The 23,507-nt window shown below is 70.5% G+C and carries 19 protein-coding genes; 8 read left to right on the top strand and 11 right to left on the bottom strand.

The genetic code is table 11. The features are described from left to right. The first annotated feature begins 54 nt into the window (after positions 1–54). Complete coding sequence (locus HBH26_RS09555) at positions 55–900, top strand: sulfurtransferase (RefSeq protein ID WP_168134373.1); 846 nt, start codon at positions 55–57, stop codon at positions 898–900. Further along, a complete protein-coding gene (gene metC, locus HBH26_RS09550) occupies positions 897–2,090 on the top strand; it encodes a cystathionine beta-lyase (protein WP_168134372.1) in 1,194 nt (397 codons plus the stop codon). Before HBH26_RS09555 ends, metC begins: the two co-directional genes overlap by 4 nt. 97 nt (positions 2,091–2,187) lie before the next feature. Here metC and HBH26_RS09545 read toward each other — a convergent pair whose 3' ends face one another. The 9 genes from HBH26_RS09545 to HBH26_RS09505 form a co-directional block, all read right to left on the bottom strand. Next, positions 2,188–2,631 carry a DUF3035 domain-containing protein gene (locus HBH26_RS09545; protein WP_168134371.1) on the bottom strand — a complete coding sequence of 148 codons (444 nt, stop codon included), beginning with the start codon at positions 2,629–2,631 and terminating at the stop codon, positions 2,188–2,190. Continuing rightward, a complete protein-coding gene (gene lspA / locus HBH26_RS09540; RefSeq protein ID WP_168134370.1) occupies positions 2,624–3,187 on the bottom strand; it encodes a signal peptidase II in 564 nt (187 codons plus the stop codon). The genes HBH26_RS09545 and lspA overlap by 8 nt, the downstream gene beginning before the upstream one ends. After that, the gene (gene ileS, locus HBH26_RS09535; RefSeq protein ID WP_168134369.1) at positions 3,184–6,000 is read right to left on the bottom strand and encodes an isoleucine--tRNA ligase; all 2,817 of its coding nucleotides are present in this window, start codon (positions 5,998–6,000) and stop codon (positions 3,184–3,186) included. Before ileS ends, lspA begins: the two co-directional genes overlap by 4 nt. Positions 6,001–6,023: 23 nt before the next feature. Continuing rightward, positions 6,024–6,965 carry a bifunctional riboflavin kinase/FAD synthetase gene (locus HBH26_RS09530; protein ID WP_168134368.1) on the bottom strand — a complete coding sequence of 314 codons (942 nt, stop codon included), beginning with the start codon at positions 6,963–6,965 and terminating at the stop codon, positions 6,024–6,026. A 51-nt stretch (positions 6,966–7,016) separates the two neighbouring features. Further along, entirely contained in the window at positions 7,017–7,487 is a 471-nt protein-coding gene (locus tag HBH26_RS09525; protein WP_338057312.1) for a dihydrofolate reductase, read from the bottom strand. Between the two features lie 145 nt (positions 7,488–7,632). Further along, entirely contained in the window at positions 7,633–8,427 is a 795-nt protein-coding gene (locus tag HBH26_RS09520; protein ID WP_168134613.1) for a thymidylate synthase, read from the bottom strand. A 67-nt stretch (positions 8,428–8,494) separates the two neighbouring features. Further along, positions 8,495–9,265, bottom strand: coding sequence for a class I SAM-dependent methyltransferase (locus HBH26_RS09515; RefSeq protein ID WP_168134367.1), 771 nt, complete (start codon positions 9,263–9,265; stop codon positions 8,495–8,497). Next, positions 9,262–10,389, bottom strand: coding sequence for a peptide chain release factor 2 (gene prfB / locus HBH26_RS09510; protein WP_168134366.1), 1,128 nt, complete (start codon positions 10,387–10,389; stop codon positions 9,262–9,264). Before prfB ends, HBH26_RS09515 begins: the two co-directional genes overlap by 4 nt. A gap of 347 nt (positions 10,390–10,736) precedes the next feature. Then, positions 10,737–13,199 carry a penicillin-binding protein 1A gene (locus HBH26_RS09505; RefSeq protein ID WP_168134365.1) on the bottom strand — a complete coding sequence of 821 codons (2,463 nt, stop codon included), beginning with the start codon at positions 13,197–13,199 and terminating at the stop codon, positions 10,737–10,739. A gap of 102 nt (positions 13,200–13,301) precedes the next feature. Between HBH26_RS09505 and HBH26_RS09500 the strand changes: the two genes are divergently transcribed. Continuing rightward, positions 13,302–14,699 carry a porin gene (locus HBH26_RS09500; protein ID WP_168134364.1) on the top strand — a complete coding sequence of 466 codons (1,398 nt, stop codon included), beginning with the start codon at positions 13,302–13,304 and terminating at the stop codon, positions 14,697–14,699. Between the two features lie 37 nt (positions 14,700–14,736). Here the strand turns inward: HBH26_RS09500 and HBH26_RS09495 are convergent, their stop codons facing one another. Next, complete coding sequence (locus tag HBH26_RS09495) at positions 14,737–15,741, bottom strand: N-acetylmuramoyl-L-alanine amidase family protein (RefSeq protein ID WP_338057311.1); 1,005 nt, start codon at positions 15,739–15,741, stop codon at positions 14,737–14,739. A gap of 414 nt (positions 15,742–16,155) precedes the next feature. Between HBH26_RS09495 and HBH26_RS09490 the strand changes: the two genes are divergently transcribed. The 5 genes from HBH26_RS09490 (at position 16,156) to HBH26_RS09470 (ending at position 22,780) form a co-directional block, all read left to right on the top strand. After that, positions 16,156–18,846 (top strand): Rne/Rng family ribonuclease, encoded by a 2,691-nt coding sequence (locus HBH26_RS09490; protein WP_168134611.1) that lies wholly within the window; start codon positions 16,156–16,158, stop codon positions 18,844–18,846. Between the two features lie 93 nt (positions 18,847–18,939). Then, complete coding sequence (locus HBH26_RS09485) at positions 18,940–20,286, top strand: M48 family metalloprotease (protein WP_168134363.1); 1,347 nt, start codon at positions 18,940–18,942, stop codon at positions 20,284–20,286. After that, positions 20,283–20,999, top strand: coding sequence for a DsbA family protein (locus HBH26_RS09480; protein WP_338057310.1), 717 nt, complete (start codon positions 20,283–20,285; stop codon positions 20,997–20,999). Before HBH26_RS09485 ends, HBH26_RS09480 begins: the two co-directional genes overlap by 4 nt. 93 nt (positions 21,000–21,092) lie before the next feature. Continuing rightward, positions 21,093–22,022 carry an ABC transporter ATP-binding protein gene (locus HBH26_RS09475; RefSeq protein WP_168134362.1) on the top strand — a complete coding sequence of 310 codons (930 nt, stop codon included), beginning with the start codon at positions 21,093–21,095 and terminating at the stop codon, positions 22,020–22,022. Then, the gene (locus HBH26_RS09470) at positions 22,019–22,780 is read left to right on the top strand and encodes an ABC transporter permease (protein ID WP_168134361.1); all 762 of its coding nucleotides are present in this window, start codon (positions 22,019–22,021) and stop codon (positions 22,778–22,780) included. The genes HBH26_RS09475 and HBH26_RS09470 overlap by 4 nt, the downstream gene beginning before the upstream one ends. Here HBH26_RS09470 and HBH26_RS21175 read toward each other — a convergent pair. Beyond that, the gene (locus tag HBH26_RS21175) at positions 22,752–23,471 is read right to left on the bottom strand and encodes a CPBP family glutamic-type intramembrane protease (protein WP_168134360.1); all 720 of its coding nucleotides are present in this window, start codon (positions 23,469–23,471) and stop codon (positions 22,752–22,754) included. The two genes, HBH26_RS09470 and HBH26_RS21175, sit on opposite strands and share 29 nt — an antisense overlap. Between the last annotated feature and the right edge of the window lie 36 nt (positions 23,472–23,507).

Genomic DNA, 23,507 nt, shown 5'->3' with positions numbered 1-23,507 from the left:
GGACGGCCGCGCGAAAGGCATGACGCGTCCTGCCCCGCCCGCTATGCCGCGGGAATGGAGCCCCTCGTCACCCCCGCCTGGCTGGCCGGCGAGATCGGCGCGCGCGACCTGCGCGTCGCCGACGCCAGCCTGCACGCAAACTTCCCCGGCGACGCCCCGCGCGACGCGCGCTCCGAGTTCGAGGCGGGGCATATTCCCGGCGCCGTGTTCCTGGACCTCGCCGCCTTCGCCGACTCCGCCTCCCCGCTCCCGTCGATGCTGCCCGGCGCAGCGCAATTCGCCAGCCGCATGGCGAAGCTGGGATTGGGCGACGGCACGCGCATCGTCCTCTACGACGACGCGCCCCATCACACGGCGGCGCGCGCCTGGGTGATGCTGCGCGCCTTCGGCTTCGCCGAGGTCGCGATCCTCGACGGCGGGCTGCCGCGCTGGCGGGCGGAGGGGCGCCCGCTGGAGCGCGGCCCCGCCGCGCCCTCCCCCCGCCATGCGACGCCGCGTACGGCGGGAGCGGGCATCGTGGACCAGGCCGCGGTCGCGCACCGCCTGACCGCGGGGGAGCAGGTGATCGACGCCCGATCGACCGCGCGCTTCACCGGTGCGGAGGCCGATCCCCGCCCCGAAGTGGCGCCGGGCCACATCCCCGGCTCGCGCAACCTGCCCTACACGCGGCTGTTCGACGCGGACGGCAACTGGAAGCGGGGCGAGGCGCTGGCCGCCGCCTTCGCCGAGGCAGGGGTGGACACGAGCCGGCCGATGACGATGACGTGCGGCTCGGGCATCACGGCGAGCGTCCTGGCGTTCGGCGCACACCTGCTCGGCCACGAGGCCGCGGTCTACGACGGCAGCTGGAGCGAGTGGGGCGCGGACCCCGCCACGCCCAAGGCGACGGGGAACGCATGACGGACGAACCCAGCCCCGCGACCAAGGTCGTCGCCGCGGGCCGCCGCCGCGAATGGACCGGCGGGATCGTCAACACCCCGGTGTGGCGCGCGAGCACGATCCTGTACGACGACGTTGCGCAGTTGCGCGCGGCGGCCGGCCGCGACACGCACCACCGCCTGTTCTACGGACGCCGCGGCACGCCGACGCAGTGGAGCCTGGCGGACGCGCTGACCGAACTGGAGCCTGGCGCGGAGGGGACGTTCCTCTATCCCTCCGGCGTGGCGGCGATCGCGGCGACCCTGCTCGCGATCCTCTCGCCGGGGGACGAGCTGCTGCTGCCCGACAGCGCCTATGATCCCACCCGCTCGCTGGCCACGGGACTGCTGAAGCGGATGGGCATCACTACCCGCTTCTACGACCCGATGATCGGCGGCGGCATCGCCGCGCTGATCGGCGAGCGCACGCGCGCGATCTTTCTCGAGAGCCCCGGCAGCCTGACGTTCGAGGTGCAGGACGTGCCCGCCATCGTCGCCGCGGCGAAGGCGCGCGGGGTGGCGACGGTGCTGGACAATACCTGGGCGACGCCGCTGCTGTTTCCCGCCATGGCGCACGGGATCGACTATGCGGTGCTGGCGGGCACGAAATACGTGGTCGGCCATTCCGACGTGATGCTGGGTGCGGTCACGGCCGCGCCGGGCCGCTTCGCCCGCCTGCGCGACACCAGCTTCCAGCTGGGGCAGGTGGTCAGTCCCGACGACGCCTGGCTCGGCAGCCGAGGCCTGCGCACCATGGCGCTGCGGCTGAAGCAGCACGGCGCGGCCGCGCTGGAGATCGCGCGATGGCTGGAGACGCGGGACGAGGTGGCGCAGGTGCTTCACCCAGGGCTTCCCTCCTGCCCGGGCCATGAGGTGTGGCGGCGCGATTTCCGCGGCAGTTCGGGCCTGTTCTCCTTCGTGCTGGACGGCGGGGACGAGGCGTCGCGAGCCGCGCTGATCGACGCGCTCCACCATTTCGGGATCGGCTACAGTTGGGGCGGGTTCGAGAGCCTGGCGCTGCCGGTCGACCCGGCGCGCTACCGCACCGTCACCACGCCTGATTTCGCCGGGCCGCTGGTGCGCTTGCAGATCGGGCTGGAAGAGCCGGCGGACCTGATCGCCGACCTGGAGCGCGGGCTGGCGGCGTTCCGCGCGGCGCGCGATCGAGGCTGACGCGCCGCCGTCGACGGTGAAGGACGGCGGCCTAGGACTGGCCTCGCCCGATCAGCTTCGCCGGGCCGGACCGAGGGGCGCGGCCCGGTTGCGCCGCTTACGGCGTCGGCGTCGCCGCGGCGGCGGGGGCCGCGGACCCGGCGACCGCGCGGGCGCCCTGGCCGTCGCCCTCGGGAGCGGCGACGATATCGCGGGTGGTCTGCCCCTTCTCGATCACGTTGGTCTGCGGGTCGCCCGCCTGCGAGCGGATGCCGGGCGCCACCGCGCCCGTACCGCCGGCCTGGTCCACCACCGCCGTCTCGCTCGCGCTGCGCGGCGCGGCGCCGAACAGGGCGTCGAGCGCCTGCGCCTGCGGGTTGGCGCCCTGCGTGCGCGCGGCGCCCGGCTGCGGCGGCACCAGCGCGAAATCGGGCGGGATCACCAGCGGCGCCTGACGCGCGACGGCGAACTCGTCCGGCCGGGCGCGGTCGAACCCGCTCTTGCCGCAACCCGATACCAGCATCGCACCCGCGACCGCGGCGACGACAGCGAACTTACGCATGGACATTCTCCGAACCATCGGCGGGCTTCTCTCTTATCAGCAGCGCGCGTGCCAGCAGAATCAGCACGCCGATCGTGATCGCGGCATCGGCCACGTTGAAGACGAGGAACGGGCGCCACTCGCCGAAGTGCAGGTCGGCGAAATCGACGACATAGCCGAAGCGGATGCGGTCGACGATGTTGCCGAGCGCGCCGCCGAGCACGAGGCCCAGCGCGGCGCGATCCCCCGCCTTGGGCTCGCGCGTCATCCACACCGCCACGCCCGCCGCGATCGCGCCGGTGAAGGCCACCAGTATCCAGCGCACAACGTCGGCACGGCAGGCGAAATCCTCGCGCGTGCAGGACGAGATCACGTCCAGCAGCTTCTGCATCCAGTTGGTGTCGGAGCGCAGCAGGCCCAGCGACACGCCGGTGTTCTGCACGAAGCGCAGGTCGAAGATCGGCAGCAGGGTACGGTAATCGCCGAAGTTCGCGATGCCGAGCGGACCGGTGACGATCCACTTCGTCAGCTGGTCCGCGGCGAACACCGCCGCCGCCAGGAACAGCCCGCGCCTCATGCGACCACCGCGTCGCAGCGCGCGCACAGCGCGCCGTCGGCAGGCACTTCCGGCAAGTGGCGCCAGCAGCGGCCGCACTTGGCATAGTCGGTGCGCGTCACGTCCACCGTATCACCGGGGGTCACCCTCGCGACGATGAACGCCTCCGCCAGCGCGGGCGCGTCCAGCGGCAGCTCGGGCACCGTCACCGCGGCTTCGTTGCTCGATCGGATCGTCTTCTCGCGGCGCAGCGGCTCGATGGCCTCGGTCACGCGCTCGCGCAGGCGGCGCACCGCCAGCCAGCGCTGCGACAGGTCCTCGGCCGCCGCCTCCGGCAGTTCGGGCCATTCGAGATAATGGACTGAGCCGTCCTCGCTCGGGAAGCGCGCCTGCCACACCTCCTCGGCGGTGAACACGAGCACCGGCGCGGAGTAGCGCACCAGCGCGTGGAACATCACGTCGAGCACGGTGCGATAGGCGCGCCGCGTCGGGTCGCCGGGTGCGTCGCAGTAAAGCGAATCCTTTCGCACGTCGAAGAAGAAGGCGGACAGATCCTCGTTGCAGAAGTCGGTCAGCAGCCGGACGTAGCGATTGAATTCGAACCCCTTCGCCGCCTCGCGTAGCTCCAGGTCGAGCGCGTGCACGAGGTGGAGCATGTAGCGCTCCAGCTCCGGCATTTGCGTGACCGGCAGCCGCTCCGCCTCGTCGAACCCGTCGAGCGCGCCCAGCAGGTAGCGGAAGGTGTTGCGCAGCTTGCGATAGGCGTCGGATGCGGTGGCCAGCACCTCCTTGCCGATGCGCACGTCCTCGAAATAGTCGGTGGACACCGCCCACAGCCGCAGGATGTCCGCCCCGCTCTCGCCGATGATCTTCAGCGGATCGACGACGTTGCCGAGCGACTTGGACATCTTGCGCCCCTTGTCGTCCAGCGCGAAGCCGTGCGTCAGCACCGCGTCGTACGGCGCGCGGCCGCGCGTGCCGCAGCTTTCCAGCAGCGAGGACTGGAACCAGCCGCGATGCTGGTCCGACCCCTCGACGTACAGGTTCGCGCGCGTGCCCTCGCCGTAGCGCGCCTCGACGACGAAGGAGTGGGTCGAGCCCGAGTCGAACCAGACGTCGAGGATGTCCGACTGCGGCTCGTAGTCGGCAAGGTCGTGCGCCTCGCCCAGCAATGCCTGGTGGTCGGCAGTGAACCACGCGTCCGCACCGCCCTGCCGGAAAGCGGCGACGATGCGCGCATTGACCGCCGCGTCGTTCAGATACTGGCCCGTCTGCCGGTGGACGTAGAGCGCGATCGGCACGCCCCAGGCGCGCTGGCGGCTGATGACCCAGTCGGGCCGCCCTTCCACCATCGAGCGGATGCGGTTCTCTGCACGCGGCGGCACCCATTGCGTGCGCGCGATCGCATCCAGCGCGAGTTCGCGCAGCGTGGGGCCGTTGCCCCTCCCGCCGTCCGTCCGTTCCGACGGCTGGGGAGCGATGCCGGCGGCGGCATTCTGCCCGGCCGAAAGATCCATGGGAATGAACCATTGCGGCGTGCAGCGGAAGATCACCTTCGCCTTCGACCGCCACGAATGCGGGTAGCTGTGCCTGAAGTCGTCGCTCGCCGCCAGCAGCGCGCCCGCCTCGCGCAGATCGGTGCAGATCGGCCCGTCGGCGCCGACGAACTTCTTGTTGATGACGCTCCCCTGCCCACCCAGCCACGCCCAGTCGGCGCGGTAGAAGCCGGCCGCGTCCACGGCGAACACCGGGTCCAGCCCGTTCGCCTTGCACAGCAGGAAGTCGTCCTCGCCGTGGTCGGGCGCCATGTGGACGAGGCCGGTACCCGCGTCGGTGGTGACGAACTCGCCTTGGAGGAACGGGCGCGGCCGCGCGAAGAAGCCGCCGAGCGCGTGCATGGGGTGACGCGCGGTCGCGCCCTCCAGCACCACGCCCTTCATCAGGCCCAGAAACTCGCCCAGCCCGATCCCGGTACGCTTCGAGAAAGCGGGGAACAGCGGCTCCGCCACCAGGAAGCGGCGCCCCTCGTGCCCGAAATACAGGTAATCGAACGACGGACCGTAGGCGAGCGCCTGATTGACGGGGATCGTCCACGGCGTGGTCGTCCAGATCACCGCCAACGCGCCGACCAGCTCGGGCGCTTCGGGCGCCTCGGCGATCTCGAACCCGACGTCGATCTGCGTGGACACGATGTCCTCGTACTCGACCTCGGCCTCGGCCAGCGCGGTCTTCTCAACCGGGGACCACATCACCGGCTTCGCGCCGCGATAGAGCTGGCCCGTTTCGGCGAAGGCCAGCAGCTCCGCCGCGATCGTCGCCTCCGCCTCGTACTTCATCGTCAGGTACGGGTCGGCCCAGTCGCCCATCACGCCCAGCCGCTCGAACTCGCCCTTCTGGACGTCGACCCACTTCTCCGCATAGGCGCGGCATTCCGCGCGGAACTGCGCGACGGGGACCTGGTCCTTGTCCAGCTTCTTCGCGCGATACGCCTCCTCCACCTTCCACTCGATGGGCAGGCCATGGCAGTCCCAGCCGGGCACGTAGGGCGCGTCATAGCCCATCAGCGAGCGGCTGCGGACGATCACGTCCTTCAGCACCTTGTTCATCGCATGGCCCATGTGGATGTCGCCGTTGGCGTAGGGCGGGCCGTCGTGCAGGATCCAGCGCTCGCGTCCGGCGCGCTGCTCGCGCAGGCGGTCGTACAGGCCGATCCGCTGCCAGCGCGCGAGGATCGCGGGCTCCTTGGCGGCGAGGCCCGCCTTCATCGGAAAGTCGGTCTTCGGCAGGAAGACGGTGTCGCGCCAGTCGCGCGCAGGTTCGTGTTCGTCGGGCATGGAGCACGCGCCTTAGCGTCGCCTCAGCCCGCCAGCAACTCGCGGTCCAAGATGTCCCGCGCACGCGCGCAATCGGCATCCATCTGCGCGGTCAGCGCGTCCAGCCCGTCGAACTTCGCCTCGGGCCGAAGATACTCGATCAGCGCGACCTCAATCGCCTGTCCGTACAGGTCCCCGGCGAAGTCGAAGAAATACGGCTCCAGCAACTCCTTGGGCGGGTCGAAGGTCGGCCGGACACCCAGGTTCGCCGCCCCGTCCAGCACGCGTCCGTCGAGCAGCCGCCCGCGCACCGCGTAGATGCCGTAGGCGGGGCGCAGATAACGGCCCATGTCGAGGTTTGCGGTGGGGTAGCCGATCGTGCGGCCCAGCTTGTCGCCGTGCTGCACCACGCCCTCGATTGCGAACGGCCGCGTCAGCAGCCGCGCCGCGCCGCGCGGGTCCCCGGCGCGCAGCAGGTCGCGGATGCGCGTCGACGACACCGGCTCGCCGTCCAGCGCGACCGCGCCGACCGTCTCCGCGGTGAAGCCCAGCGCCGCGCCGAACGCGGCCAGCGTCGCGACGCTTCCGCCCTTCGCCTTGCCGAAGGTGAAATCCTCGCCGGTCACGACACCCGCGACGCCCAGGTTCGCCACCAGCCGCTCGCGCACGAACGCCTCCGCGGAGAGCGCCGCCAGGCTGGCGTCGAAGTGGAAGACGACCATCGCGTCCACGCCCGCGGCGGCGAACAGCCGCTCGCGCTGGTCCAGCGTGGTCAGGCGGAAGGGCGCCGCGTCGGGCCGGAAGAAGCGCACCGGATGCGGATCGAAGGTGGCGACCAGCGCGGGGCGACCCGCCGCCCTCGCCCGTTCCACCGCGCGCCCGACCACGGCCTGATGACCGAGGTGGAAACCGTCGAAATTGCCGAGCGCGACGATCCCGCCGGTCAGATGCGGCGGAAGCGCTGCGCCGCCGTCCAGCCGCTCCATGTGCGGCGCTTTACGGTGCGGGTTCGCGGGCGGCAAGCGGTGGAGCGCGGCTCAGCGTTCCAGCGTGACGAAGCTGTACGCCGGCCGGCCGTCCACTCCTTCGTGATCTTCCCGCGACACTTCCCGCCAGCCGTCAAAGGCCGGCACGACCGCGTCGCCGGCAGGCGTCGTGTGCACCTCGGTCAGCTCGACGCGATCGGCGCGGTCGAGGAACAGCGCGAACACCTCCGCCCCGCCGATCACCGCCACCTCCCCCGGCCCAGCCAGCGCGAGCGCCTCGTCGGGCGTGTGCGCCACCTCCGCGGCCGGCGCGGACCAGCCGCGATCACGCGTCAGCACGATATGGCGGCGGCCCGGCAGCGGCGCGGGAAAGCTCTCGAAGGTCTTGCGGCCCATCACCATGGGACGCCCCATCGTCGCCGCCTTGAAGCGCTTCAGGTCCGCCGGCAGGTGCCAGGGCAGCCCACCGTCGACGCCGATCACGCCGTTGTCGGCGCGGGCGAGATGGAAGACGATCGTCACGCCGCGCCGCACGCCTGCAAAGCCAGCGCGCACAAGGTGGCCGTCACCATCACCGCGATCATATTGCGTACCATCGCCGGGCTCCCATCCGTCCTCTTGCGATTACAGATGTAGTCGTTCGGCTGAACGGCAACTGAACCGCGCATCAGACCGCGACCGGCGCCTTGATGTGCGGCTGCGCGGCATAATCATGGAGCGCGAAATCCTCGTACTCATAGGCGTCGATCGCCAGCGGATGGCGCAGGATCTCCAGCCGCGGCAGCGTTCCGGGCGTGCGCGACAATTGCTCGCGCGCCTGGTCGACATGGTTGACGTAGAGGTGGCAGTCGCCCCCGGTCCAGATGAACTCGCCCGGCTGCAACCCGCATTGCTGCGCCAGCATGTGCGTCAGCAGCGCGTAGCTGGCGATGTTGAACGGCACGCCGAGGAAGATGTCGGCGGACCGCTGGTAGAGCTGGAGCGAGAGCCGACCGTTGGCGACGTGCGTCTGGAACAGGCAGTGGCACGGCGCCAGCGCCATCGCGTGCAGCTCGCCCGGATTCCACGCCGTCACGATCTGGCGCCGGCTGGCCGGGCTGGTGCGGATTTGCGCGATCAGCTCGGCGATCTGGTCGACGTGGCGCCCGTCCGCCGTTTCCCAGTCGCGCCACTGCTTGCCGTAGACGGGGCCGAGCTCCCCCGCCACGTCCGCCCACTCGTCCCAGATGCTGACCTTGCGATCCTGCAGCCAGCGCACGTTGGTGTCGCCGTTGAGGAACCATAGCAGTTCGACGATGATCGAGCGCAGGTGCAGCTTCTTCGTCGTCAGCACCGGGAAGCCCTGGGCCAGGTCGAACCGCATCTGCGCGCCGAAGACGCTGAGCGTGCCGACGCCGGTGCGATCGTCCTGGCGCGCGCCATGGTCGAGCACGCGCTGCATGAGGTCGAGATACTGCCGCATGGCGGTGACGCTAACGCGCATGGGCGAGTCGCGCCAGTGTGCGGGCGGCGCGCGCTTCGACCCGGTCCTAACCCTCGCGCGCGGGGTGAGACGTCGCGCGGCTCTCCGGAACCGCCCCGTCGTCGATGCGGCAGGGGCGGATCGCGGCCGGATCGGGCCGGTTTCCGGCCACGCGGAACGTCGCGAAATACCCGCCCGCGGACGGCAGCTCCTGGAACGACACCGGCTCGTAGCCGACCGCGCGGAACTCGCAGCGCAGCAGCGCGGGCGGCGTGCCGTGGTCGCGGGTGGAGCGGTTGGCGTCGACCACCACGACCAGCCCGTCGCCACGCAGCGACGGGCGCAGCCGCCACAGGAACTCGTAGGGCGATGCGATCTCGTGGTACATGTGCACCATCAGCACGCGGTCGAAGCTGTTCGCCGGCAGCTTCGGATCGGCGGCGGTGCCGAGCCGGACGGAGACGTTCTCCAGCCGCTCGCGGCTGACACGCTCGGCCAGCGCGTCGCGCACGCCGGGCACGATGTCCTGCGCCAGCACGCGCCCGTCCTCGCCCACCCGCTTGGCGAGGCGGATGGTGTAATAGCCCTCGCCCGCGCCCAGGTCCGCCACCGTCATGCGGGGCGCGATGCCGGCGAGCGTCATCACCCGCTCCGCCTCGTTCAGCCGGTCGCGCGCCTCCTCGGTCGACCAGCGCGACGAGACGATGCTCGCCACCGGCCGGTCCGCGGCCGGGAACGGCCCAGGGCCCTTCGCCTTGCGCGGCACCAGCGGCTGCGAGCCGTCGCAGGCCGACGCGAGCAGCAGCGGCACGAGCAGGAGGAGGCGCGCTCGCCTCAATCCACGTCCTCCACCACCACCTTCTCGCCCGTCACGCGCTGCGCCAGCGCGGCGGCCATGAAATCGTCCAGGTCGCCGTCCAGCACGTCGCCGGGCGACGTGGAGGTGGCACCGGTGCGCAGGTCCTTCACCAGCTGGTACGGTTGCAGGACGTAGCTGCGGATCTGGTGCCCCCAGCCGATGTCGGTCTTGCTGGCGTTCTCCGCATTGGCCACCGCCTCGCGCTCGGCCAGCTCGCGCTCGTAGAGGCGCGCGCGCAGCTGGTTGAACGCCTCCGCCTTGTTCTTGTGCTGCGAACGCTGGTTCTGGCACTGCACGACGATGCCCGTCGGCAGATGGGTGATGCGCACCGCCGAATCGGTGGTGTTGATGTGCTGCCCGCCCGCGCCCGACGCGCGATAGGTATCGATGCGCAGATCGCTCTCGTTGACCTCCACCTCGATATTGTCGTCGATGACGGGATACACCCACACGCTGGAGAAGCTGGTGTGCCGCCGCGCCGAGCTGTCGTAGGGGCTGATGCGGACCAGGCGGTGCACCCCGCTCTCCACCTTGGCATAGCCATAGGCGTTCTCGCCCTTCACCAGCAGCGTCGCGCTTTTGATGCCCGCCTGCTCGCCGGCGTGATAGTCGACCAGCTCCACCTTCATGCCGTGCCGCTCGGCCCAGCGGGTGTACATGCGCTGGAGCATCTCGGCCCAATCCTGCGATTCCGTGCCGCCCGCGCCGGCGTTGATCTCGAGATAGGTGTCGTTGGGATCGGCCTCGCCGGACAGCAGCGCCTTCACCTTGTCCTGGTCGGCGCGCCGGGCGAGGTCGGCGAGCGCGGTGGTGCCCTCGTCCGTCATTTCCACGTCGCCCTCGGCCTCGGCCATCTCGATCAGTTCGACCGTGTCGGCCAGCTCGCGCTCGATCGTCCGCGTCGCGGTGACCGCCTCGTCCAGCCGCCGCCGCTCGCGCATCACTTCCTGCGCTTCCTTGGGATTGTTCCACAGCGCCTGGTCCTCGACGCGCGCGTTCAGCTCGTCGAGCCGGCGCAGCGCGCGGTCCCAGTCGAGCGAGCGGCGCAGCAGCGCCAGCGCCTCGTTGATGGTGTCGACATGGGCCTGCGCTTCGGCGCGCATCAATCAATCTCCTCTCGCGTCGCCATTCCGCCGCGGAAAGGCCCCGCCCGTGATCGGCGAATGGCGGAATTCCCACGACCGTGCGGGAACGACGATGTTGGGGCGGCGATGTACGCCGGGAAGCGCGGGGCGGCAATGGGGGCGCTTGGCGAGTTCCTCGTCCGCGCGCCCCCTTCGTCATGCCAGCGCAAGCTGGTATCGTTCTCCATCTTCGTTACGCGACCGTATGGGCGGCTGGACTTACATCATGACGAGCCGGCGGGACGATGAACCCGGTGTGGGACGACCTCTACGATCGGATCGCCTAGGCGTGCGACCCCAGCTTTCGCTGGGGTGACGGCCAGGCTTCAGTAGATGCCGCCCTGGCGTTGCAGGAAGTCGCTGTCGCGCGGCGCCTGCGTCGCGCGGGCGGTGGGCGCGGCGCTGGGCTGCGCGGTGGGGCTGGTGCGGCGGGCACGGCGCGCCTCCGCCTGCGGCTTGAACGCCTCCCATATCACCGCCGGTTTCGCCTCCTCGAACCCCGGCCAGGTGCCGTAGACGGGGCGGCCCGAGCCGCGGTCGATGCGCACCATCCGGATGCCCCGGGGCGCGCGGAACGGCAGCACCGCCATTCCTTCCCACGCCTTCTTCGCGAACGCCTTGAAGATCGGCACCGCCAGCGTGCCGCCCTGCGCGTAGCCGCCCAAACCGCGCGGGCTGTCGTATCCCATGTACAGCCCGCCCACCATCTGCGGCGTGCCGCCGATGAACCAGACGTCGGTCGGGCCCGAATTGGTACCGGTCTTGCCGAACACGGGTCTGCCCAGGTCGCGCAGCTGCGTCGCAGTGCCGCGCTGGATCACGCCCTCGGTAATGTGCACCATCTGGTAGGCGCTCATCGCATCCAGCACCTGCCGCCCGCGCAGCACGGGGCGAGGCATCGCCTTGCCGTTCCAGTCGCGCGCGTTGCAGCCGGTGCAGGCGCGCCAGCCCTCCGGCCAGATCACCTTGCCGTCGCGATCCTGCGCGTAGTCGATGACGGTGGAATCGTGCCACCGCCCTTGGTTGGCGAGCACGCCATAGGCGTTCACCATCTTCTCCACCGTCGTCTCGCCTGCCCCCAGCGAGTAGGACAGATAGGGCGAATAGTCGCCGATCTGCATGTCCTTCATCAGCTTCACGACGTTGCCCATGCCGGTCTGCGCCGCGGCGCGCACCGTCATCAGGTTGCGCGACTGTTCGATGCCCCAGCGCATCGTGTGCGGCCCGGCACCGCCGCCGGAGAAGTTGCGGAAGCACTTCTGCCCCAGCCGCGCGCCCTGGTAGACGCAGAACGGTCCGTCGACGATGATCGACGCCGGGGTCATGCCGTGTTCCAGAGCGGCGGAATAGACGATCGGCTTGATCGTCGACCCCGGCTGGCGCTGCGCCTGCGTGGCGCGGTTGAAGGGGTCGGTGCTGAACTCGAACCCGCCCTGCATCGCCAGCACGCGGCCGGTGGCGGGCTCCTGCACCAGGAAGCCGCCGGCGATCCGCGGCACGCCGCGCAGCGCGTAGTCGCTTCCCGATGGCGCAACGGCCACGATGTCGCCCGGCTTGATCGCGCCGAAGGCGGGCGTGGCGGTGCCGCGCACCGGCTGCTGCGCCGCCCAGCGCGGCAGGCGCGCGGTGCGCCCGTCGGAGAAGCCGATCGTCCACGCGTCGCCATCCCGCGCGATGGCGATGGCCGGGCGCCAGTCGGAATAGTCGAGGCTGATGTTCGTCGCGATCAGCGCGCCCTGCCAATTGTCGCCGTCGATCTCCACGTGCCGCATCGGCCCGGCCCAGCCGCGACCCGCCTCGTAGCGCAGCAGGCCGTCCCGCAGAGCTTCCGCCGCCAGCTTCTGCAGGCGCGGATCGAGCGAGGTCCGCACCCACAGCCCGCCGGCATAGACGCTGTACGGTCCGTCGCGGTCGGTCTCGCCGAAGCGCCCGATCAGGCGTCGGCGCACCTCCTCGACGAAATAGCCGCCGACGCGCTCGAACTTGGGCGTGCGCCGCGTCACCGCGCCGATCGGCTCCGCCCGCGCCGCGTCGCGCTGGCCGGCCGTGATGAAGCCGTTGCGCGCCATCTCGCCCAGCACCCAGTTGCGCCGCTCCAGCGCGCGCTCGGTGTGGCGGAACGGCTCGTAGTTGGACGGCCCCTTGGGCAGGATCGCGAGATAGGCGAACTGCGGCAGCGTCAGCTCGTCCAGCTCCTTGTCGAAATAGGCGTGCGCCGCGGCCTCCACGCCGAAGGCGTTGCGGCCGAGCGCGATCTGGTTGAGGTAAAGCTCCAATATCTGCTGCTTCGACAGCGTATCCTCGATCTTCCACGCCAGGATCGCCTCGCGCAGCTTGCGCGCGTAGCTCACTTCGTTGCCGACCAGCAGGTTCTTGGCCACCTGCTGCGTGATCGTCGACGTGCCGCGCGGCGTCGATCCGCTGGTGATCCCCTGGTACGCGGCGCGGACCAGGCCGGGATAGTCGAGGCCGTGATGCTCGAAAAAGGTCTTGTCCTCCGCCGCCAGGATCGCGCGCACCATCAGCGGCGGATATTCGTTGAACGCCAGCTGCACCCGCCGCTCGCGCGCGTAGGAGTAGATCGGCGTGCCATCGATGCCGCGCACGTTGGTAGGCAGCGGCGGCTGGTACGTCTTGAGCGTGTCGACCGAGGGCAGCCCGCGCGAGACGACGAACAGCAGGACGGCGACGGCGAGCACGCCCAGCGCGGTCAGGTAGACGGCGAGCCGCACCGGCAGGAACCGCCACAACCGGGCCGGGAAACGACGCAGGGACGCAAACGAAGCCATGTCGCGCCAGCGTGTAGCAGGTTCGCCGGATGGGGAAAGCCGCGCTTGCCGCCCGCACCCGCTTGGGCCAAGGCGTCACACGATCGTAACAAAGGTTGATCGATGGCGCAGCGCCTCCTCCTCGCGGCTTCGGCCTGCGCCGCCGCGTGCCTCGTCGCCGCCCCCGCGGGCGCGCAGACCGTCGCCGAACTGCAGCGGCAGATCGACGAGCTGAAGGCGCAGATCGCGGAGCTGAGGGCGGCGCGGGGCTTGGTCGGCGCGCCGCCCGCGCCGCCCGCGGTTTCGCCACCGGCCGTCGCGCCGCCCGCGCAGGTCGCCGCCGCTCCCGCGCCGCCCTCCCCCACGTCGCCCCCCCGCGCGCCGCGCCAGCCGTGGTTCCAGCGCGTGACGCTGCGGGGCTACACGCAGCTGCGCTTCAGCGAGTTCGTGTCGGGCGACCGCACGGCCCCGGCGGGCGTGTCGCGGCTGCGCTCGGTCCACGACGGCGGCATCGGCGAGGACACGAACTTCACGTTCCGCCGCATCCGCCTGGTCGTGCAGGGCGACCTGTCCGATCGCGTGTCCTTCTACCTCCAGCCTGATTTCGCCACAAACGTCGCAAATCAGTCCGCGGGCGAGCGGCGCGAGGGGTTCCTCCAGCTGCGCGACGCCTATGTCGACGTGTTCGCCGACGCCGACCGCACGTTCAAGCTGCGCCTCGGCCAGTCGAAGGTGCCGTACGGGTGGGAGAACATGCAATCCTCCTCCAACCGCCTGACGCTCGATCGCAGCGACGGCATCAACAGCGGGGTGCCGAGTGAGCGCGACCTGGGCGTGGTCGCCTACTACACCCCGCCAGGCGTGCAGCGGATCTGGGAGCGGCTGGAGAAGGACGGGCAGAAGCTGTTCGGCAATTACGGCGCCTTCGCGCTCGGCGCGTTCAACGGACAGGGCACCAACCGGCCGGAGACCAACGACGACCTGATGACCGTCGCGATGGTGACCTGGCCGTTCGAGCTGGGTGGCGGGCGCGTGCTGGAGCTGGGCGGGGCGGGCTATAGAAATCGCGTGCAGCCGGAGCTGCGCGCCGGCGGGGTGAGCGCCCGCTCCTTCGCCGACGATCGCATCGGCGTCCACGCGATCCTCTATCCGGCGCCGATCGGGTTTCAGGCGGAGTGGAACTGGGGCCGTGGGCCGCAGTTCGACCGCGCGCTCGGCGCCATCGTCACCCGCTCGCTGGAGGGCGGCTACGTGCAGGGGATGGCGCGGGTACGCCGCTCCGCGGTGGGACCGTTCATGCCCTATGCGCGCTGGCAGCATTATCGCGGCGGGTGGAAGGCGCTGCTCAACGCGCCCGAGCTCGACACCGAGGAGTGGGAGCTGGGCATCGAGTTCCAGCCGGTCCCGCCGCTGGAGCTGACGCTCGCCTTCGCGCACATGGAGCGCCGTGAGGCGGACGAGCGTCGCGACGGGCGCGCGGAGGGCAATCTGATCCGCACGCAATTGCAGTGGAATTACTGAGCACGCTCGTTGTTGCGGACCTGATCCGCGGTGACGCTCAATTCGCCGCCAGCCGCCGCGCGAAATAGCGTTCCACTGCGCGCTTCACGCTCTCCGCGATCTTCTCCCGCCCCGCCTTGCTGTCGAGGAAGGCGGCGTCGTCCGGCGTGGACAGGTAGCCGGTCTCGAACAGGATCGAGGGCAGGTCCGGCGCCTTCAGCACCATCAGCGACGCGGTGCGGTGGAAATTCTCCTTCACCGGCATCAACGGCTTCGCCTCGCGGCCCAGCAGCCGGGCGAAGCCGGCGGAGGCGTTCATCGTCTCGCGCTGCGCCAGGTCGATCAGGATGGACGACACGTCGGCGTCGCGATCCAGCGTGACGCCCGCGATCACGTCCGACTTGTTCTCGCGCGCTGCCAGCCGCGCCGCTTCCTTGTCCGAGGCGACGTCGGACAGGGTGTAGCCCGTCGCGCCCGTCGGCGTGCCGCTGCCCACGCTGTCGCAGTGGATCGAGATGAACAGGTCTGCCTTCAGCCGGCGGGCGATACCGAAGCGCTCGCGGTGCAGGATGTAGCGGTCGTCGTCGCGGGTCAGCGCCACGCGCACGCGCCCGCTCTCGACCAGCCGGTCGCGGATCGCGCGTGCGATCTTCAACGTCACGTCCTTCTCGCGCAGGCGCGCGTCGAGCGGGTTGATCGCGCCGGGATCGACCCCGCCGTGGCCCGCGTCGATCACGACCAGCGGACGCCCGTCCTCCCCCTGCACGCGCGGCAGCGGCAGCGGGCGCGCGGGCGGTGGTACCGCCTGCGAGACGACGTAGCGCGGCTTCCTCGCGCGGCTCCAGTCCGCGACGGCCGTCTTCCCTGCGCCGCTCGCCGCAACCGGTCCCGCCACCTTCACCCGCTCGACGGCGGTGCCGTGCGCAGGCGGTGCGGGGAGCATGGCGGACAAAGCGGCGAGCAGCGGCAGCACGCGCCGCAGATGCCGGAAATCGGCACCACCGGTCCAGTGAATTCCCGCTCTTCGCCGCTGCGCTTCCACGCCGTTCCCCTGGCGCACCACCGTTCAGCCTATGCTTGCAGAGTGCGGTTAACGCACGGTTAAGGCGCGTGCGGGATGCGGGGGAACGTGGCAGTTGTCGCGCGACGAAAGCGATGCTAACCCGCCCGCGTCCGGTGGTGCGTTCTCGCGTCCCGGCATCACCGCCCGCCCGTCGAGATTGCCGGTCCCGGGCCGACCAGGTTGACGTTCGTATGCCGTATTCCGCCCGACCGCTGCCCCGCCCGGCCACTGCCGGCGGCAGCGCGGTTGCGGCCCTGTGCGGCTCCCCATCGCCCGGCCCGCAATCGGCCGGGCATGCGCGGCGAGCGAAGGCAGTTTCATCATCCCCGCGCGAGCGTTCCGCCGCGCCCTTTTATCGCGCCGCGGCCCCTCGGGACGTCTGCGGCGCGCGGAGAATCGTACATGACCATGCGTATGCTGATCGACGCACGCCACCGGGAAGAGACCCGCGTGGCGGTCGTCAAGGGTAACCGGATCGAGGAATTCGATTTCGAGAGCGCTGAGCGCAAACAGCTCAAGGGCAACATCTATCTCGCCAAGGTGACGCGCGTCGAGCCGTCGCTGCAGGCCGCGTTCGTCGATTACGGCGGCAACCGCCACGGCTTCCTCGCCTTCAGCGAGATTCATCCCGACTATTATCAGATCCCCAAGGAGGATCGCGACGCGCTGCTGCGCGAGGAGGCGGAGCACGCCGCCGAGGAAGCCGCGCTGCGTGCCGAGGACGACGACGATCACGAGGACAATCTCGAACTGGTCGGCGACCGCGGGGAAGACGCCGAGGATTTCGCGGGCATCACCGCCGACGGCCACGACGACGACGACGACCTTGACGACGAGGGCGGCGACGAAAGCGCCGAGGCGCGTCCGCGCCGCAAGGGCCGCGCGCAGGACGACGCGGTGGAGGCGCTGCGCCAGCGCCGCATGAACCTGCGCCGCCGCTACAAGATCCAGGACGTGATCCGCCGCCGCCAGGTGCTGCTGGTGCAGGTCGTGAAGGAAGAGCGCGGCAACAAGGGGGCGGCGCTGACCACCTACCTCAGCCTCGCCGGCCGCTATTGCGTGCTGATGCCCAACACGTCGCACGGCGGCGGGATCAGCCGGAAGATCAGCAACGCGGCCGACCGCAAGCGGCTGAAGACGATCATGGCCGAGCTGGCGCTGCCCTCGTCGATGGGCTGCATCGTGCGCACCGCCGGGCTCCAGCGCACGAAGACGGAGATCAAGCGCGACTTCGACTATCTCGCCCGGCTGTGGGACGAGATCCGCGACAAGACGCTCGCGTCCGCCGCGCCCGCGCTGGTCTACGGCGACAGCGACCTGATGAAGCGCGCGATCCGCGACATCTACAACAAGGACATCGACGAGGTCGTGGTCGAGGGCGACGAGGGATATCGCCAGGCCAAGGACTTCATGAAGCTGCTGATGCCCAGCCACGCGAAGAAGGTGAAGCATTACAGCGATCCCGTGCCGCTGTTCCAGCGCGCACACGTCGAGGACCAGCTGGCCGCCATGTACCACCCGGTCGTGCAGCTGAAGTCGGGCGGCTACCTCGTCATCAATCCCACCGAGGCGCTGGTCTCGATCGACATCAACTCGGGCCGGTCGACGCGAGAGCACAATATCGAGCAGACCGCGACCGCGACCAACCTGGAGGCGGCGCAGGAGATCGCGCGACAGCTGCGGCTGCGCGACATGGCGGGCCTCGTCGTCATCGACTTCATCGACATGGACAACGGATCGAACGTCCGGAAGGTCGAGAAGGCGATGAAGGAGGCGCTGAAGAACGATCGCGCGCGCATCCAGGTGGGCCGCATATCCAGCTTCGGCCTGATGGAGATGAGCCGCCAGCGGCTGCGCACCGGCGTGCTGGAGGCGTCTACGCGCCAGTGCCCGCATTGCGAGGGCACGGGCCTGGTCCGCACCGCCTCCTCCGCGGGCCTCTCCGCGCTGCGCCTGATCGAGGACGAGGCGGCGCGCGGGCGCGGCTCGCTGCTGACGCTGCGCGCGTCGCAGGAGGCCGCCTTCTACGTGCTGAACCGCAAGCGCGCGGACATCGCCGAGATCGAGGACCGCTACGGTGTCCACGTCGAGATCCTGGCCGACGGCGAGGAGGAAGGCGCGCGCATGTCGGTGGAGGCCAGCGGCCCGCCGCCGGCGCACGCGCCCAAGTTCGACGCTCCGATCGAGGAGCCCGATGACGATATCGAGGACGAGATCGACGTCGAGGAGGACGAGGAGGTTGAGGCGGAGGAGAGCACCGCCGAGACCGCGCGCGAAGGTGACGACGACCGCGGCAATCGCCGCCGCCGCCGCCGTCGCGGCCGCCGCAACCGTCGTCCCGAGGGCGAGGAAGCCGAAGGCGCGACCGCGCGCGACAACGAGGAGCGGGGTGACGACGAGCCGGGCGACGACGCGCCGGCGGCCGACGCCGAAGAGGAGGACGCGATCTCCGAAGGTGGCGCCGGGGACACGGCCGACGGCGAGGAGAATGGCGGGCGCACCCGCCGTCGCCGTCGCCGCCGCGGCGGTCGCGGCCGGCGCGAGGGTGGCGACGCGGCGGTGAGCGGTGACGCCGCCGAGACGGCCGACGTGGCCATGGCCGCGGCGGACGACGCTGCGGAACCCGTCGCCGAGGACGAGCAGGCTCCCGCCCCCGCTCCGGTGGAGGAGGCGCCGGCGCCGAAGACCCGCCGTCGCCCGCGCGCCCGTGCCGCGGCCCCGGCGGCCGAGGCGGCCGAGGCAGAGCCGGAAGCGCCGGCGGACGAGCCTGCTGCCGCTGCGGAAGCGCCGGTGAAGGCCAAGCGCACGCGTCGCAAGAAGGCGACCGACCCGGTGGTGGAGGCGGGAGACGCCGCCCCCGTCAGCGACGGCCTGCCCGCGCCCGACACGGCGACCGAAGAGGAAGCACCGCCCGCCAAGCCGAAGCGCACGCGCCGCAAGAAGGCGGACGCGCCGGTGGCAGAGCCGGTGGCCGAGCCGGTCAAGGCGGCTCCCGCCGAGGCAGAGCAGGACGCGGCGGAGGAAGAAGCCGCGGCCACGGGCGACGCCGCGGGCGGCGGCAGCCAGCCGCGCCGCGGCTGGTGGCAGCGCACCTTCGGCGGCTGACGTCATGTCCGGCCGGACCTTCAGCAGCGGTTCAGTCGCGCCGCTGCACGGGTCCGGCCGCACGGACACGACCCACGGGGGACCGACCACGCAATGAAACGGCTGCTCGCCGCCCTCGCCGCCGCGATCCTCCTCGCCGTGCAGCCCGCGCATGCGCAGTCGATCCTGCGCGATGCGGAGACGGAGAAGCTGCTGAACGACATGTCGGCGCCGCTCATCACCGCGGCCGGCCTGCGCCCGCGCGACGTGCGGATCGTCCTGGTCAACGACGATTCGATCAACGCCTTCGTCGCCGGCGGGCAGATGGTCTTCGTGCACACCGGCACGCTCCAGGCCGCGACCAGCGCCAACGAGGTGCAGGGCGTGATCGCGCACGAGCTGGGGCATATCGCGGGCGGCCACGTGCCGCTGGCGGGCGGCGCGATGAAGGAGGCGACCGGCATCACGCTCCTCAGCCTCCTGATCGGCGTCGCCGCCATTGCGGCGGGCGGGGGCGAGGCCGGCGCGGGGGTGATGGCCGCGGGGCAGCAGGCGGCGATGGGCCGGTATCTCGCCTTCAGCCGCGCGCAGGAGGCGTCGACCGACGCGGCCGGCGCGAAATACCTCTCTGCCGCCGGGATCACCGGCAAGGGGTATCTCTCCTTCTTCAAGAAGATGCAGCAGCTTGAATATCGCTACGGCATCACGCGCAAGGTGGAGTTCCTGCTCGACCACCCCGTCTCCAGCGAGCGGATCGCCAACCTGACGGAGACGATGGAGAAGGACCCGGCCTGGGCACACGCGCCCAACGCCGATCTGGAATCGCGGTTCAAGCGGGTGCAGGCGAAGCTGGACGGCTACCTGTTGCCGCCCGCGCAGGCGTTGCAGAAATATCCGGAGAGCGACCAATCGCTCCGCGCCCACTACGCCCGCGCCTACGCCTATCACCGCTCCGGCTATCCCGACAAAGCCGACGCGGAAGGCGCGGCGCTGCTGAGGGCGCAGCCGGACGACCCCTATTTTCAGGAGATCGTCGGGCAGATCCTGCTGGAGGCGGGCAAGCCCAAGGCCGCGCTGGCGCCGCTGAAGGCCGCGACCGACGGCTCGCGATCCGACCCGCTGATCGCCACCACCTACGGCCACGCGCTGATCGCGACCGAGGATCCGTCGCACTACGACGAGGCGCGGCGCATCCTGCGCATCGCCGTCGCGCGCGACGACCAGAACCCGTTCGCCTGGCAGCAGCTGGGCACGATCTACGAGCTGACCGGCGACGACGCGCGCGCCGCGCTCGCCACTGCGGAGCGGGCGAGCATGACGGGCGATCCCCGCACCGCCGTCGCCCGCGCGCGCTACGCCATGGCGGGCATTCCGAAGAACACCGCCGACTGGATCCGCGCGCAGGACATCGCGATGACCGCGCAGGACCTGGTCGACAAGGACAAGAAGAAGAAGAAGTGAACCGACTGACGCTGCTCGGCCTCGTCCTGCTGGGCGTCCTCTTCGGTGCCGGCGGCATGTGGCTGGCCGAGCGGGCGGCGCCCGGAGACCTCTCCGGCGCCGATCGCGCCCGCGTCGAGCGGATCGTGCGCGACTATGTGCTCGCGCATCCCGAACTGCTGCCCGAGGCGATGGAGCGATTGCAGCAGAAGGAATCGTCGAAGGCCGTGGCGGCGCATCGCGGCGCGATCGAGGAGCCGTACGGCGATGCCTGGATCGGCGCGAAGGACGCTGACGTCACCCTGGTCGAATTCTACGATTACAATTGCGGCTATTGCCGCGCCGCGCTGCCGACGATCGAGCGGCTGGTGGCGGAGGACAAGCGGCTTCGCGTCGTCTTCAAGGAGATGCCCGTGCTCGCCGACTCGAGCCGGAACGCCGCGCGCGCCGCGCTGACCGCCGCGAGCCAGGGGCGCTTCAAGCCGTTCCACGATGCGCTCTACGCCGCCGGCCAGGTGACGCCGGACACGATCCGCGCCGCCGCGGCGAAGGCGGGCGTGAACCTCGCCGCCGTCCCCGCGGACGCCGACGCGACGATCCGCGACACGCTCGATACCGCGGCGAAGCTCGGCATTTCCGGCACGCCGAGCTGGGTGGTCGGCGACCAGCTGCTGACCGGCGCGTTGCCGATCGAGAAGCTGAAGGAAGCCGTTTCGGCGGCACGGGCGCGCTGAGTCGGGGGAGCACGGCAGGCACCACTTGCGTTCACCCGGAAGAGCGGGGTCAAAGACTTGCGACGCGACGCTCCGCGCTCTACCTCCCCCTCCATGCCCGAACCGATCCTGACCGTTCGCGGCGTCTCCAAGACCTACAAGAACGGCCCGACCGCGCTGAAGTCGGTCGACCTCACCGTCGAACGCGGCGAGATCGTCGCGCTGCTGGGCCCGAACGGCGCGGGCAAGACGACGCTCATCAGCATCATCTGCGGCATCGTGACCCCCTCGTCGGGCAGCATCACCGTGGCGGGGCACGACGCCCTCGGCGACTACAAGGCGGCGCGACGCGCGATCGGGCTGGTGCCGCAGGAGCTGTCGACCGACCAGTTCGAGAGCGTGCTCGCGACCGTCACCTTCTCGCGCCGCCTGTTCGGCCGCTCCGCCGACGGCGGGCACGTCGAACAGGTCCTGCGCGACCTGTCCCTGTGGGAAAAGCGTCACGCGAAGATCAAGGACCTGTCGGGCGGCATGAAGCGCCGCGTGCTGATCGCCAAGGCGCTGGCACACGAACCCGAGCTGCTGTTCCTCGACGAGCCCACCGCCGGCGTCGACGTGTCGCTGCGGAGGGACATGTGGAACCTGGTCCACCGCCTGCGCGAGAACGGCACCACGATCATCCTGACGACGCACTATATCGAAGAGGCCGAGGAGATGGCCGACCGCGTCGGCGTCATCAGCAGCGGCGAGCTGCTGCTGGTCGAGGAGAAGGCCGCGCTGATGGCGAAGCTGGGCAAGCGCGAGCTGGACCTGACCCTGGTCGAGCCGCTGGACGCGGTGCCGGACGGCTTCGACGAATGGCACCTCGCCCTCGCCGACGAGGGGCACAAATTGCGCTACGTCTTCGATGCCAAGGCGGAGGAAACGGGGATCCCCGCACTGCTCCAGCGCCTTGGCGAGCGCAACATCGCGTTCAAGGACCTGGAGACGAGCAAGTCCAGCCTGGAGGACATCTTCGTCGATCTGGTGGGGGAGAAGAGGTGAACCTCCACGGCATCTTCGCGATCTATCGCTTCGAGATGGCGCGCTTCGGTCGCACGATCTGGACCAGCCTGCTCACCCCCGTCATCACGACGACGCTGTACTTCATCGTCTTCGGCTCGGCGATCGGGCGGCAGATGGGATCGGTGGAGGGCGTGCCCTATGGCGCGTTCATCGTGCCGGGGCTGATGCTGCTGACGATCTTCAGCGAGTCGATCTTCAACTCCTCGCTCGGCATCTACATGCCCAAGTTCACCGGCACGATCTACGAGCTGCTCTCCGCGCCGCTGTCGCCGCTGGAAACGGTGCTCGGCTACGTCGGAGCGGCGGCGACGAAGTCGGTGGTGATCGGTCTCGTCATCTTCGCCACCGCGCACCTGTTCGTCGACCTGCCGATCGCGCACCCGTTGCTGATGCCGCTGTACCTGGTTCTGGTCGCCGTGGCGTTCAGCCTGTTCGGCTTCGCGCTCGGCATATGGGCGAACGGGTTCGAGCAGCTGCAGGTGATCCCCCTGCTGGTGGTCACGCCGCTGACGTTCCTGGGCGGCGCCTTCTACTCGGTCACGGTCCTGCCCGAACCGTGGCGGACGGTGACGCTGTTCAATCCGGTGGTCTACCTCATCAACGGCTTCCGCTGGACCTTCTTCGGCGTCAGCGACGTCGACGTCGGCCTCGCCATGGGCGTGACCTTCGGCTTCCTGCTGCTGTGCCTCGCGGCGATCGTGGCGATCTTCAGGACGGGGTGGCGGCTGAAGAGCTGAGCCTGCGCGAGACGATCGGCCGCAGCACCAGGGCGTTGAGGTCGATCGCGACGTGGAGCAGCATCGCTGCGATCAGGCTGGCGGTGGAAAGGTAGACGATCGTCATCAGCACGCCGACCGCGCCCGTGGCGGCGATCCCGGCCCAGCCCTGATACCGATGCGCCGCCGCGAAGAGGATCGCCGCGATTGCGAATCCCGCCGCGGCACTGCCGGTGACGGCGGCGATCGACAGCGGCAGGAGCAGACGGAAGTACAGCTCCTCCGTCATCCCCGCGGTCAACGCCAGCGCGGCGCTCCACCGCCACTCGCGCCGGTCGCGCGGCAGCACGCGCTCCACGTCGCCGAACGCGACTCGCCGCCCGCGCCGCTCGAGAAGGCCCGCGACGATCCCGCCGAGCAGGACCCCGCCCAGCGCCGCCGCTCCCATGCTGCCGAACGGATCGATCGCACCGATCCACGTCACCACAATCGCGCGCGCAGGCAGGAAGCGGTCGGGCAAGGCGGCGATCGCCCCGACCTCGCCCATCGCGGCGAGCAGCGTCAGCGATCCGGCCCCCAACAGCGTCCACGCGCGCGCGATCCACGCCGGGTAGCGCCGCCATGCCGCGGCCCGGCGCCAGCGGCCGAGCATGTCGCCGCGCAGGAAGAGCCAAAGGAGACCGAGCGTGGGCAGGAGGATGGCGGCTGTCACCTACCCGCCCTCACCCGTCCCATCGGCGGCGCCGAT

It is taken from the genome of Sphingomonas corticis (genome assembly GCF_012035195.1).
Lineage (GTDB): Bacteria > Pseudomonadota > Alphaproteobacteria > Sphingomonadales > Sphingomonadaceae > Sphingomonas > Sphingomonas corticis.
Note: the sequence above shows the minus strand (reverse complement) of the source record. Positions and strands in the feature narration are given on the sequence as shown.